Origin of the sequence: Alteromonas sp. IB21 (genome assembly GCF_016405965.1) — a bacterium.
In the GTDB taxonomy this organism is placed as follows: Bacteria; Pseudomonadota; Gammaproteobacteria; order Enterobacterales; family Alteromonadaceae; genus Alteromonas.
The window spans coordinates 17,674-31,562 of the sequence record NZ_JAEFCD010000040.1 but is presented as its reverse complement, the minus strand read 5'-3'; the positions used below and the strand labels follow the sequence as shown (position 1 = coordinate 31,562).

11 protein-coding genes are annotated in these 13,889 nt (G+C 43.3%); 4 read left to right on the top strand and 7 right to left on the bottom strand.

Translation table 11 applies throughout. From position 1 onward, the window contains the following. Nucleotides 1–386: alpha/beta hydrolase-fold protein (locus tag JC525_RS19060; protein WP_269822366.1), on the bottom strand; the 386-nt coding region annotated here is incomplete at its 3' end. A gap of 389 nt (nt 387–775) precedes the next feature. Between JC525_RS19060 and JC525_RS19055 the strand changes: the two genes are divergently transcribed. Next, a complete protein-coding gene (locus JC525_RS19055; RefSeq protein WP_198817629.1) occupies nt 776–2,905 on the top strand; it encodes a hypothetical protein in 2,130 nt (709 codons plus the stop codon). A gap of 17 nt (nt 2,906–2,922) precedes the next feature. Here JC525_RS19055 and JC525_RS19050 read toward each other — a convergent pair whose 3' ends face one another. The 3 genes from JC525_RS19050 to JC525_RS19040 form a co-directional block, all read right to left on the bottom strand. Continuing rightward, nucleotides 2,923–3,117 carry a hypothetical protein gene (locus JC525_RS19050; protein WP_198817627.1) on the bottom strand — a complete coding sequence of 65 codons (195 nt, stop codon included), beginning with the start codon at nt 3,115–3,117 and terminating at the stop codon, nt 2,923–2,925. Between the two features lie 65 nt (nt 3,118–3,182). Beyond that, a complete protein-coding gene (locus JC525_RS19045; protein ID WP_198817626.1) occupies nt 3,183–3,320 on the bottom strand; it encodes a hypothetical protein in 138 nt (45 codons plus the stop codon). A gap of 135 nt (nt 3,321–3,455) precedes the next feature. Next, the gene (locus JC525_RS19040) at nt 3,456–4,334 is read right to left on the bottom strand and encodes a hypothetical protein (RefSeq protein ID WP_198817624.1); all 879 of its coding nucleotides are present in this window, start codon (nt 4,332–4,334) and stop codon (nt 3,456–3,458) included. A gap of 569 nt (nt 4,335–4,903) precedes the next feature. Between JC525_RS19040 and JC525_RS19035 the strand changes: the two genes are divergently transcribed. From JC525_RS19035 to JC525_RS19025, 3 genes are all read left to right on the top strand, one after another. Beyond that, complete coding sequence (locus tag JC525_RS19035) at nt 4,904–6,094, top strand: PQQ-dependent sugar dehydrogenase (RefSeq protein ID WP_198817622.1); 1,191 nt, start codon at nt 4,904–4,906, stop codon at nt 6,092–6,094. 200 nt (nt 6,095–6,294) lie between these two features. Further along, complete coding sequence (locus JC525_RS19030) at nt 6,295–8,949, top strand: ATP-binding protein (protein ID WP_198817620.1); 2,655 nt, start codon at nt 6,295–6,297, stop codon at nt 8,947–8,949. Nucleotides 8,950–9,050: 101 nt separating this feature from the next. Next, nucleotides 9,051–9,503 carry a DUF3010 family protein gene (locus tag JC525_RS19025; RefSeq protein WP_198817618.1) on the top strand — a complete coding sequence of 151 codons (453 nt, stop codon included), beginning with the start codon at nt 9,051–9,053 and terminating at the stop codon, nt 9,501–9,503. Between the two features lie 72 nt (nt 9,504–9,575). Here JC525_RS19025 and JC525_RS19020 read toward each other — a convergent pair whose 3' ends face one another. The 3 genes from JC525_RS19020 to JC525_RS19010 are packed head-to-tail and all read right to left on the bottom strand — an operon-like array spanning nt 9,576 to nt 13,876. Further along, nucleotides 9,576–12,797 (bottom strand): tetratricopeptide repeat-containing hybrid sensor histidine kinase/response regulator, encoded by a 3,222-nt coding sequence (locus tag JC525_RS19020; RefSeq protein ID WP_233095312.1) that lies wholly within the window; start codon nt 12,795–12,797, stop codon nt 9,576–9,578. Between the two features lie 16 nt (nt 12,798–12,813). Continuing rightward, complete coding sequence (locus tag JC525_RS19015) at nt 12,814–13,017, bottom strand: hypothetical protein (protein WP_198817616.1); 204 nt, start codon at nt 13,015–13,017, stop codon at nt 12,814–12,816. Nucleotides 13,018–13,030: 13 nt separating this feature from the next. Beyond that, nucleotides 13,031–13,876: an SAM-dependent methyltransferase gene (locus JC525_RS19010; protein ID WP_198817614.1), complete on the bottom strand. Its 846-nt coding sequence runs from the start codon at nt 13,874–13,876 to the stop codon at nt 13,031–13,033. Between the last annotated feature and the right edge of the window lie 13 nt (nt 13,877–13,889).

The following is a 13,889-nucleotide window of genomic DNA, read 5'->3' as shown; positions in this document are numbered from 1 at the left end:
TCTAAAAAGTTGTCGGCACCACCAGATATCCCCCACTGGTTGTAGCTTTCATCATAGGTAGGTGTAAAGTTTCGCGTGCGCTCGGTGTTGGTAATACCGATAACAATCATTTCCTGCGCCATTCCAGACTGATTTAGCAGATCAAGCGTGCCAACGGTATGTGCAAAATTACGCTGACCATCTAGCAAATATAAAACGGGGTAGGTGGTGTCTTTATAGCGGGAATAGTTATTAGGTAAGTGAATAAGTAGTTCTCGCGACTCATTCAAAACTTCTGACGTTATTGTTGTAATTACGGCCTCGCCACGCACTTTGGCGTTTACGTGAAAGCTAAGGCTTAGGGTGAATATGGCGCCGATGAAAACGCAGGCAAGCTTTTGATACATTTGAAATTCCCTTTCCCGCTATCAGGCGCGAGCTTTTTATAATTTGTTTATCCTACGCTGTCATAGTCGCTCTTGCTTGTCAAAAAATCACCAAATCATTATTCGCTCATCATTAATTTTTTCGCGTTCAGGGGCTTTAGTTTTAATAAGTACGCAAATGTTTTCGCCGTGTTGCGTATACGCGAAGGAACGGACAAGGGGAACATGAAGGACAGGATCTTGATACCCTAGCTCATCAACTAGCATTTGTACTGTATCGATAGAGGGAGAATAGGACTGGTTGATTCAGGATGTGAACAAGGTGCGCCACCGCCATTTACTGCTTTGCAAACCCTTCAATTTAGGATAACTTTGATTCTGGATGTTTTTTAACCGCCTACAGGATGGCCATGTCTTTTATCACGGAGTTGAAACGTCGCAACGTTGTTAAAGTCGCCAGTGTGTATCTGATGACGGCTTGGTTAATTCTACAGGTAATTGCTGTGGTCTCTCCCTATCTTAATCTTCCAAAAGTATACGGCACCTACGTCACTGTTGCGTTAATCATTGGTTTCCCCGTCGTATGTGTTTTTGCCTGGGCCTTTGAACTCACCCCCGAGGGTATTAAAGCCACAAGTGAAGTCAGTAAGGATGAATCCATCGCCAAACAGACCGGTCACAAAATTAACCATGTACTGATGGCGCTGATTATTGTACTGGTGGTATACGTAGCGGTAGATAAACTGTGGTTATCCGCGTCACCCATAGTCGTAGAAACAGCTAAAGCCGTCGATGTTGAAGAAGAAAAATCAGTAAAAACCCTCGCGGTTTTACCCTTTTTAAATTTAAGTACCGAGCCGGATCAGGAAATCTTTGTGGATGGCTTAACCGAGGAGCTCCTCAATACTTTGGTGCGTATTCCGGAGCTTAATGTGCTCGGTCGCACTTCCAGCTTTGCTTATAAAGGCGTACAAAAAGATATTAAAGTCATCGCCGAAGAATTAGACGCCGATTACATCATCGAGGGCAGTGTACGTAAGAATCAGCAGGATTTACGCATTACCGTACAACTCATTGACGCTGCTACCGGTGCACATCTATTTTCCGATAATTTCGATCGCAAGTTAGAAAATGTGTTTGCCTTACAGGAAGAGGTTAGTGATCAGGTGGCGGCAGCGTTAAAACTGAACGTGATACACCAAGATGATCGTTATGCGGCGGCATTGAACCAATTAACTTATGTAGAAGTAGAGCAGCTTGTAAGAGCGAGGGCACTAACACATGAGTTAACCACAGATTCAATTAACCAGGCCAAGCACATATTGAACCCTTTGCTGGCAAAGTATCCCGATATCTCTGCAATTTTGGGCTTAAGCGCCTTTGTTGCCACGGTGGAAATCTCAATGACTGAAAATATTAGTCTAAATCAGGCAGAAACCATAGCATTAGCTGAGGGGGCATTGGAACTCGACCCGCTTAATCGAGACGCTTTAGTCACACTTGCTGTAATTTATGATGACTATTCACAATTAACTGATAAAGCACTACGAATTTATCAAAAAGCGATTCGCGCTTACCCTTATGATTTATATTTTATTTATGAATATTTCACTAACCTGATAGGGAATAAAACGCCTTGTGAAGAGCTTGATGGTTTTTACAACAGTCTGGAACTTGATGGATTGGAAGAAAAATACAAGAACCGCCTTCGTTACTTTACGCTGGCCTGCTCCGACCCAGAAGAAGCAGAGCGTTTCAAGTCCACTGTTACTACGGACAATGTTGAGTGGTATATGGAGTTAGTTGATCCTCTTGCGCGATACACAGCAGTAGAAAAAAGGTACCGTGACAATCCAAATCAGCGAAATGCATTTTTGCACTATTATCACCTTCAGTTACTCGGCGCTACTAATGACAGCAAGGCGGTATTTGACGGTATAGACTTGTCCAGCCAGGGTTTTTGGGCAACCTATACATACACCGTTAGCTACTTTACTGACATTGAACTACCTGAAAAAACCTGGGATGTACTGTGGCAAGCGCTAGCACAGAATAATTATTTTGCTATTTATATCGACGATGCACTTGTGCTCTTTGATATGGCGCAAAGACAGGAACAATTGGCACAACTGCGCAAGCGTATTGCAGGGCTTACACCGCCTGACGTCTCAATTGAGCAATTGGATAATTTATCCAGTTACGTCGCTATCTTAGATATATTAAGCGAACACCAAAAAGCAATTTCAATGGCCAACGAGGCTTTAGGGCTACTGGAGGAATATAAGAACCTGTATCCGCGAGAGTATGCATTTTATGGGCTTTCGATTTACGAACTAAGGCTGAATCTGACAACCAAGCAGTTTGGTATTGCAGAGCGAATACTGAATAACTACCCGGATAAATCCGAATTTGTTTGGTGGCATCTTGAACCAACACGCTATCTATATAAAGACATCGCAGACCAACCGGTAGTGCAGCAACTACTAAGCACTATAGAGCAGGAACGAAACAAACTACGTGAAGAGCTGGGTTTGCACTAGCTTTACGAACGCCAAAGCTAGAGACGTTTTACCAATGCTTCGTGCGCCGCTTTATTCTGGACCTTTAATTGAGCTAAGTTCGCTTCGATACTATCGGCCAGTGTTTTGTTTTTGACTGCTTTAATCTCCGCCGCCACGGCACGGAGTACTTCTATGGCTTCGCCCGGATCACCGTCTGCCAGTTCCAACACGGCATTGGTTAGCTTGCCCAAGCAGTATTCGCTTTTTAGGGCTTGGCCACGGATACTGCTTATTCCTTACTAAGAATGTTTATGTACTAAATTCCAGTAAAGACATTATTCATTAAATAAGCACCTACTGATAAACAAACAAGGCCTAGTGCCACCATAGGCACCATCATTGTAGCTACTACTTTCGCTGTTTCTTTACTCACTTCTTTTCTGTGTTTGCTCATGTCTAATACCTCGTTAATTTGTCGCTAAATTATAATGCTTTTTAGACAACTGTTTTTAGAGGTATGCGGCTGATTTTAAGACAATATTTTTTAATATTTGTTTGTGGTTTGTTAATAAGGGACGGGGTCCCCTAATCACTCGTCAAGCAATAGCTTTCGAACCGTTTGCTCGATAAAAAGCTGCAAATCTTGCCTGTCTTGAGCGGGTAAATAGCGGGTGTGTGCAGCAATAAATTCAGCTTTTAAATAAATGCGTTTTATTGCGGCGTTTATCCGCGCTATGTGCTTTGCCCCTTGTGGCGTTTTGGGGCATATAACATGTCCTGATACGTGGCTTGGGTTACCCGCAATGGAATAACTGCGTACTTCAACAGGTATTTTATCTCCATAGCTTAGGTAAATACTGGCAGGATAGATAAGTGCAAAATCAGATTTTCCCTTTGCAAACATCTCCATGAACCGAGAGTAATAAACATTATTTGCGACACGAAGGATTTGCTCTCTACTAACTTGCTTCAGATCTTCGTCAATCCTTTCACCGAATGAGTACTCTTCTGGCAGTACAATAAAAGCGTCGGGGTAGGTTTCCATTACTTGAGATACACTCAATAGTTGACCTTCCTTATTTAGAAGGTATTCATCTATTGGTGGCAGTGACGCCAGTTGATAAAAACGTTGTGTTTGAAAGAAGTTTAGTGGAAGCGAATAAAGATGATTTTTTTCGCGTTCGGGTGCTTTAATTTTATTGAGTACGCAAATGTTCTCGCCATGTTGCATATACGCAAACGAACGGACAAGGGGAACATGAAGAACGGGTTCAGCATACCCTAGTTCATCAACAAGCATTTGCACTGTATCGACAGAGGTTGAATAGGGCTTGTCGTCCAGATTTACCCGTTCAGTCAGAAACGCATTGTCAGCGTGGAAAGCGAATGCGTTTTTTTGCTCACCGATGCCGGTTGCATTCGCACTAGCAAATGTTATTAAAGATATAAATAGTCCAACCCTGACCAACGTCTTACTCCTTGGCAAAACCTTACTGTTACTCACTTGTAGCGAGCAATTCGTATTTTTAAATTATGTGAATGTCGAAGAGATACACACATTTTGGAATGAAACGAACTGAAAATATAGTCTTTTGTTGTATACCTTTTTAGAGGCAGAAAAAAGCCGCATTCAGCAACGTGATGCGGCTTTCCGAGCTGGGCTGAAAGACAGCCTTCTAGAGCAATTACGTTAAAGGGGTTAGCTAGAACGACCCTCACTCATAGCTGCCTGTTCAAATACCTTAACTCTCGACATATGATCACCTCCTTATCTTCGTTGCTAAAACTAAATCGAAAATAACATAGGTGGTGTTTAAGTAAAGCATAGCTTCATTAAAGAAAGTTTAGGGGCGCGCGAATAAATACACGGTGCCAATAACGTAACGAATAACAAATCAAAAGCAACAATATAAACCTGTTTAATTAAATCTACGTAACCAATGCTAACTGAAACTCTTTGCGCCATCCGTTGATGCGTAATAAACGCTTCAACGTGTCACCAGCAGTATGCAAACCCTCGAAAAGGTTAGAACGTCGATGAAAACAACAAGTCAGCATAAAACCAGCATGAGCCGAAAAGCCGCACTATTGGTTACGCTCTTTGCTACCCCATTCTTTACGTTTGCCCAGTCAGGCTCATCTGAACAAGTTGAGATGAAAGGCACTGTAGGCACTTCGGTAATGGGGAGTGTGCAGTCGACTTTCGACAACCCATGGGCCATGGCGCTTTTACCAGATGGGCACAGTTTGGTAACGGAAAAAGCTGGCATATTGTGGCTGCTTGATAAAAATCAGCATAAGCGTTTTGAAGTCAGCAATGTGCCAAACGTTACTGCACGTGGGCAGGGCGGGCTAGGTGATGTCATCATTCATCCTGACTTTGCGTCAAACAACACGATTTATATTTCCTACATTGAGCGAGACGAGAAAGACGATGCCTTCAGCGGCGCGGTAATAGAGCGCGCCACGCTTACTATTTCTGATAGCGGTGCGAAGCTGTCTGATAGAAAGCTCATTTGGCGTCAATCGCCGAAGATGACCGGCAATGGTCATTACTCTCATCGCATGGCATTTTCGCCTGACGGCCATTTGTTTATTACCTCTGGCGAGCGCCAGAAATTCACGCCGGCACAAAACATGGCGATGAACTTAGGCAAGGTGCTGCGCTTAAACGACGACGGTAGCGTGCCAAAAGATAACCCGTTTTATGGTCAAGGTAGCGTAACCGAACAGATTTGGACGTTAGGTCACCGCAACCCGCTGGGGATAGACTTTGATGAGCAAGGTAATTTATGGGCTCACGAAATGGGGCCACGCCACGGTGACGAGCTCAATTTAATCGAACGAGGTCGCAATTATGGTTACCCAACGGTGTCGCAGGGCGACCACTACTCGGGCGTAAAAATTCCCAATCACGAAGACATTCCTATTTTTAAATCGCCCGAGTTAGCGTGGGTGCCCGCTATCAGTCCGGCTGGTTTTATTATCTACAAAGGCGACAAGTTTAGCGACTGGAACGGGAATGGCTTTATCGGTGGACTGTCTTCAAAAGCGTTAGTTCGCGTTGCTTTTGGCAAAGATGATGAAGGCAAATGGAAAGTAGAAGAAGCAGAGCGTTACGAATGGGGCAAGCGCGTACGCGAAGTCGAGCAAGACGGCATGGGTAATATCTATGTGCTCGAAGATAAGGAAGGCGCGCGCTTAATTAAGCTTCAGCTCCCTGAATAATGATGAACGCCATAAAACACGCAGCGTTGAAGGTTGTAATTTCAGTTCAACACAGTGTTTTGTGGCGTTTCCAGTTTGCGATTTTACAAACATTAAATTCAGCGAGTTCATAGAGAGAGCATTATAAATCTGAATATCAATATGATACGTTGCCATTCTTAGCCAAGAATGGCTTAGCTAATACAAACCCTAGGAACCCTATGAGTCAATTCCCCCAAAACTTTAACTTTGAACGCTGTGAAGATGAGCCTATACATATTCCCGAAAGTGTCCAAAGTTACGGTTTTCTTATCGCATTCAGCTACAAGGACTTGAAAATTGAAATTGTAAGCGAGAATTGCAATTCGATTTTTGCTGACGAGATCATAGGGGAAAACTTTTTAGACATTTTATCCTCCGATTCTGATGAGCGCACGTTTCTTGAAGAGACCTTCGACAGAGTATCGGCAAGCAAGATAAGGCTGCCCATTCAACTTCATCTTAAGGGGGCGCTCTTAAAAGCAGGCGAAGAAATAGACTATTTAGCGGTAGTTTACGATTCTGGTGATCACTATGTGGTTGAGCTAGAGCCCGCTACAGAATTTAGAGACGTTTATAGCGCAGAGCAATTTATAAAGCTCTATTCAATGTCTATCGCGCCGCGCTTCAAAGAAATGACGTCGCTAGGCGAGATGGCGCGAGAAATGGTTTCGACCATTAGATATCTCACTAATATGGATAGAGTGGTTCTTTATAAATTCAATGAAGACTACTCAGGCAAGGTTATAGCGGAGGCCAAAGCAGAAGATATGGAGTCTTATCAAGATTTATATTTTCCTGCTTCAGATATTCCTAAGCAAGCCCGGGAACTTTATAAAACCAATTGGGTAAGGCTCGTTCCTGATACAGAACTTCCCCCTGCCAGGTTAGTTCCTTCTGCAGAGGAATCAGGGAGAGAGCGTTTAGATCTCTCGCGTTCGCTTTTACGAACGTTTTCGCCCATACACCTTCAATATATTAGAAACCAAGGCTTACGTGCATCGTTTTCCATATCGTTAGTTACAGATGGAGAGCTTTATGGCCTTATATCCTGCCATCATCGCGAGGCTTGCTATATTCCTCAAAACGTAAGGCTGCAATGTGAAAATTTGAGCCAATTGTTTAGCTGGCACTTGTTGGCTAAAGAAGAGGAGATTGCGAAACGCAAAAAGGATGTAACCGATAAAGCCGTTGACGCTATGCTCGACAAGATAGGCCCTGCGAACCCCATTAGTCGTGTGGTCAAAAGCGGCGAGAGGGCGTTTTTAAATGCGCTCAATAGTTCTGGGTTTGTTTACTATTCGCAGTACGAGACCATTACTCTTGGGTCAACGTTACCCATAGAGCTTATTAAAGACATCTTTTCTAAAGCGGTTAGCGAAGGCGGTTTTCCGTACACGAACGATTCGCTCTATGACGATTATCCCGAGGCGCGGGAGTATGGTATTGCAGGTATCATGATCATCCCGCTGTTTGAAAAAAAGCGGTATTTTACCGCGTGGTTTAGAAAAGAAACCCACCGAGTTCAAAAATGGATAGGTGCTGACGATGAGAAATCTGAAGATGCACCAAAAGCTGAGCGTCTTAAACCGCGCTCTGCGTTTACTATCCATACCCGCACTGTTGAAGGGCGCTCAACAGCTTTTGATAGGACTGATATTGATACCGCCAACCGCCTAAATAGAATGTTTCTTGTTTATGCGCTTGATGTACAAGAACGTATGCACATCAGTATTCAAGAGCTTGAAAAGCAAGATAACTACAGAAATGAATTTCTTGCTACATTGGCGCATGAACTGCGAAACCCATTAGGGCCGATCATGTCTGGGGCAAGCATTTTAGAAACCGTTGATGATGATAAAACACGTAAAAGAGTGACCGCTATTATTAACCGTCAAGCGGAATACATGTCCAAACTTATCAACGATTTAATGGATGTATCTCGTATTACGCGAGGCAAGGTTAAGCTAGAGTTTGAACGGTTAAGTATTCAAGATGTGCTGTCAGACTCTCTTGAAATTGTAGAACAGCAGGTAAAATCGAAGAATCACGATATAACGGTAAATTGTCTTGAAGAGGATGTGACTGTTTACGGCGATAAAGCTCGATTAAGCCAGATTTTCTCCAACATAATTCACAACGCGGCTAAATACACGAAAGAGTCAGGAAAGATAGTTGTAGATATCCGAAAAGCGGGTGTCATGATTGTCGTTTCTGTTAAAGATAATGGCATGGGCATTCCTGAAGACAGGCTGAAGGATGTGTTCAACATGTTTACTCAAATTGAAGCGCACTCTACGCATACCAAGGGTGGCCTGGGTATAGGGCTAACGCTAGTCAGTAAACTAGTGGCTTTGCATCATGGAGAGGTGTCTGTGATGAGTGAAGGCATCGATAAAGGAAGTACCTTTGAAGTGAGGTTGCCGATCTCTAAAACTGCCTATGAGCTGTCAGAAAGTACAGAAGTAGAGTCTGTTGTGCACAGCAAAAGTAAAGTGATGTTTGTAGATGACAACGCAGACCTTATCGACGCCTATTGTTTGTTGGCTGAATCGATGGGGGTTAGCGCTTTAGGAATCACGTCCCCCAAAGAAGCGACTGATGCATTCAAAGCTTTTAAACCAAACTTTGTATTTCTGGATATAGGCATGCCGGACATAGACGGTTATGAGCTGGTCAAAATGCTAAAAACGTTACCAGAGGCTGAGAATGTTAAGTTTTATTCTCAAAGCGGGTGGGGGTCTGAAAAATACGTAGAGGATTCTAAATCCGCAGGGTTCGATAAGCATTTTGTTAAGCCGTTATCCAAAGAGACTATTAAGTCTGTACTGAGTTAGTTTGGTCCCTTTGTAGTAGGGCAAATAAAGAAAAGTACTCGCAAGTGAATAACAGCCGCGAAACGGGTTATAATAGCAGGCAAACGTAATTAGGATTAAATATGAAAGTCTGTGGTATAGATTTAAAAGGTAATGAAGCAATTATTAGTTTGGTGTCGCTTGCTGATGGTTTGTTTCATTTGCCAGACTGCCGTGTGCGCCGTCTAACCCTTGCTGATACGAGTGCAAAGGGTTTAAAAAGCTTTCAAAGCACTTTCGCTAAGCTTGTTGAAGACTATAAGATTGATGCTGTGATCATTCGTCAACGCCAAACTAAAGGTAAATTCGCGGGAAGCGCTATTGGCTTTAAACTCGAAGCCGCGATTGAATTGATTGACGGGCTAGAGGTTATTGTTTTCAGTCCTACGGATATAAAAGAGGCCCTGCGAAAAAATCCATTAGCTGTGCCATTTTCAGAAACGGGCTTAAAACAGTTTCAAGAAACGGCGTTTATCACCGCTTATGCATGGCTGATGAAAAATGAATACGCCTCGCATGACGAGGATGGAAAATAAAGCCTGAGATGCAGCGTTTTATAAATAGATAGGCCTGCGCTATCGACGCAGGCTTAACCGTTTAACTTCCAGCTAGTTATTGGAATGGAGCTTTTCCTCAACCCTTGCATTCAACTCGACTAAGGCGGTAAATAGTGTTTCTAACTGTTCATCAAATGCCTTGGTAGTATGGCTTTCGTTTTGATTTATCGTGCGCTCTACAGCGCTTGCTAATTCCGCTAGAGCGTAAGCACCAATGTACTTGAGGGCGGTAACATAGATATGTACTACTCTTACAATAGTCGTGTAGTCTTTTTCATCTATGGCTTTGCGAAGCGCGTCTAGCTCACCGTTTAAAGCAGCAAAATCTCTTAATAAATCACGATATAACGCTTCATCGTTAAGGAGCGTTTGCATCGCTTGATGTTTATCGATGAAGTCCAGCGGGGTGGGCGCGGGTAAAGGCTCCTGAATAACTACAGCAGCTGCCGTCGTTTCCTGCTTGTTAAGTATTTCGACGAGAACATCAAAAAAGCGATTTGGATCCACGGGTTTATTAATATGGCCGTCCATCCCGGCTTCTAAACTTTTATCAATATCTTGCTGCATGGCGTGGGCCGTCATCGCAATAATAGGTATGCGAAGTTGCAGTTCCTGTCTAATTCGCTGCGTTGCCGTTAGCCCGTCCATTATTGGCATTTGAATATCCATTAATACCACGTCAAACGAACTGTCATTGCGAAGCGCATTAAATGCTTCTAAGCCATTATTTACCACTTCAATTGTCGCATGGGTGTCTGCTAATAACCCAAGCGCCACTTTTTGGTTAAGCGCGTTATCTTCCGCAAAAAGTATTTTCGTGCCGCGTAAATTGGGTACAGGCGCCGCATCTGCTGGTAAGGATTTAGTATTGACGTTTAAGCAAAGCTCTTGCAGCTTATCTACAAGTTCACTTGTGCTAAATGGCTTTTTAATGAAGGTACTAATGCCAAGCTGTTTGGCTTGTTGGCGCATATTGGGTGACTCAAACGCATAAAGCATAATGACTTTAGGCGGCTTGACCGCTACTTCTTGATTCATGATGGCGGCCACTTCTAAGCCATCAATATCTGGCATATTCCAATCTAGAATAAGTATGTCGTATGGAGTATTTTCGTTAGTGGCTGTTCGAATTTTTGCCACCGCTTCTTTTCCGCCCGCAGCAATGTCTGCTTTGATATTACAAACAGAAAGCGCTTCGGATATAGCGTCTCGTGAAGCACTTATGTCATCAGCAATCAACACCTTCAACGCGGCAAGCTGATTTGAAGGGGACACAATTTGATTTGAAGGGTCGGCGTTTACAAGTACGGTGAAGTGAAAGCTTGCGCCTCTACCAATTTGGCTTTCAACCCAAATTTCACCGCCCATTAACGAGGCCAGTTGCTTGCAAATAGCCAGGCCTAAACCGGTACCGCCGTAGCGTCTGGAAATAGATTCGTCACCCTGATTAAATGGCTGGAACAATTGCGCCTTTTGCTTAGTAGTTAGTCCAATGCCGGTATCTTTTACTTCAAACTCAAGTTGAATATCATCACCGTTTTGTGCGCACCGAATGCTCACTGACACCAGCCCATCTTCAGTAAACTTAATTGCATTACTAACCAGGTTGCTCAAAATTTGCTGTATGCGAAGCGGGTCACCTACCAGGTTTACTGGTACGTCACGAGAAATGTGTTGAATGAGTTCTATATGCTTTTCTTCTGCGCGAGCTTGGTGAAGACGGATAGTTTGATTAACCAGTGAATCTAAGTTAAACGGCGTAGACTCAATGTCTAATTTGCCCGCTTCTATCTTTGAAAAGTCGAGTATGTCGTTAATAACGCTAAGCAGCGTGTGCGACGCCCCTTCTATTTGAATGAGGTTGGTTTGTTGTTCTTTATCTTCCGCCGCACGTTGAGACAGTTTAGTTAACCCAATTATAGCGTTCAAAGGCGTACGAATTTCGTGACTCATGCGTGCGAGAAAGTCAGATTTTGCTTGCGTCGCCTTCTGTAAGTCTTGGGTGAGCCAATCTAACTTCTTGCGCTGGTGACGCGTTCTAAGCCATAGACCCAGTACTAAAATTAGTGAAAGAATAACCACACCTATAAAATACAGTTGGTAGGTGTTTTTCTTTTTTTGGATAAGATTGCGCTGCTCTTTTAGCAGGTTATCTTTTTCTAGCAGTTTTATCGTCTCTTCTTTTTCAGAGATAGCAAGCCGAACCCGGTTAAGTGCTAATAACCTCGATTGTTGCTCATTAAAGCCTTCTTTGTACGCTTCTTTATATTGCTTTGCATATTGTAACGCTGATACCAAGTTCCCTTTTTCTTCATGCAGCGTGATTAATTGCTCCAATACATCAAGCAGCAGCACCTTATCATTTTGAATGATGTCCTTGCTCAGCCCTGCTTCTAGCTCATTAATAGCAAGGTCTAATTCGCCACGCTGTGTATAAATCATTGCTAAGTGGATAAGGTGCGAACCTTCGCTATAGCGAAATCCTACTTGCCGGTCTGCTTCTGAGGCTTGATTTAGTCTTTTAAGTGCCTCGTTAAGATTGCCTTCTGCTATGTGTAGTTCAGACATAGCGCCATAAACAATGCCAATAAAGGGGTAATCGACTTCTTTGAGAAGGCTTTCGGCTAGCAACAAACTCACTTTGGCATCTTGATATTTGCCCAGTGCTCGTTGCGCATAACCTTGGTAAAAATAGGCTATACCCTCATCTTGCTTATTTTTAAATCGTTGGGCAGACGCGAGATATTGATGCCCAAACGTTAACATCAATTCGTAATTTTTGAGCGACATGTATACGTTGCCCATCGCGCTGTAGACAAGTAAAACCCGGTCGCTTTCTTCTTTGTTGAATATATCCAGAGCTCGGTGCATGGCTTCCAAGGCATTTGCATGCTCGCCAGACAGATCTAAAATTAGACCCTCTAATCGGTACGATTCGGCAAGGGCAGTAGCGTTATCGATTGCGTTAGCACGTTTTCTGGCTAATAAAAGTGCCTCATATGCCGAGACGTAATCTTGTTTTAGTATGAAGTAGTAGGCTTTGATATTTAAGAAGTGCGCTTTACCTTTTTCATCGGGATTGACCGTGAAAAACTGGTCTAATTGAGAAAATGTTTTCTCAACTGACGGGTCATTTTCCCGTACACGCGCTTTTAGCCCCTTTAGTAATTCTAGGGAGTGTGAAGCACTATTTGATTCATTATTGAACGCATAGGTAGGTTGTACCATTGCTATCGCAATAATACTCACCAATACGCTGATTAAGTGCTTCATTGCCAATGCTTACTAACTAATAATTGATGACGCGGATTGTTTTACTGGAGTCGTCGAATCGCTTAGAGAGTTCATCCCACTTTTTATCTGCAATTATTTGCACTTCATCCTCAGGTAAACCATAGTTCTTAGCGGTTGCCACTGGGTCTTTTTTATAGGCTTCCAAAAGCTTGCTGTTCGTGTCGAGTTCAACCAAGAAATCTTCAATAGATTTAGCCATTTAATTGTCCTTTTTAATTTATACTTGGGTTTCTATAGTTAATAACTTGTTGTTCTGTTAAACCGAGCTTTGCAAGGCGATCTTGACGATATACTGGCATGCCGAGGGAGGGAACAACAAGGGTTGAAATAAGTGTGGGTTTCGCGTGCTTAAGTTCGCAAAGCAATACTTTTTGTATTTTCGGTTCACAAATGGGTAATGTCGCCGCTTCGTAGATAATAAGTTCATGATCGTCTGGGTAATGCTCAGCCAAAATATCGGCTAACATGATAAGCCCAGACTGACTATGGTTGGCATTTAGCACGCTTAACGTGGCCTCGCCAGCCAAGCCTATCTGCCAGATTATCTGTGTCATATAAGGGTCTATGCGATAGTCGCGAAATAAAAACTGCGAAGCTTCATAAGACTGACAGCCATAGCGCGATGGGTCTATGCCCAAATCTGCAATTAAGCAGTCCTCAGCAGATACCCCAGGAAGCATGTGAGCGTTAAGGCCAAGTGCTTTTACCCTGCGGATTGCCTCGTGAGACGGGGTAACAAAAACACCGGGGTGCCCGTAAAAGGCTGCACACACATTTTGTCCACTAGTTACCGCTTCTACGATACGCTCAGCCATTTGAGAGTAGGTGACCGCGCGAGATTTACCTTCTTCATAAAGGTCATCTAAGGACACGCTATTCGGGTTCAAACTAGATACCACATGTTCGCCAACCTTATTCATGATACCCATAAATACAATGTCAGCATTTTCTATGTGGCTTTTAGCTGCTAGCGTCATTTGGCCGGCAACACTGATGCCTGTGCCGACAATAACTAGCGAGCCCTGTTTGGAATTTTCTTTTCCCTGAAGTGGCGCCATCTTTCCTTTACTG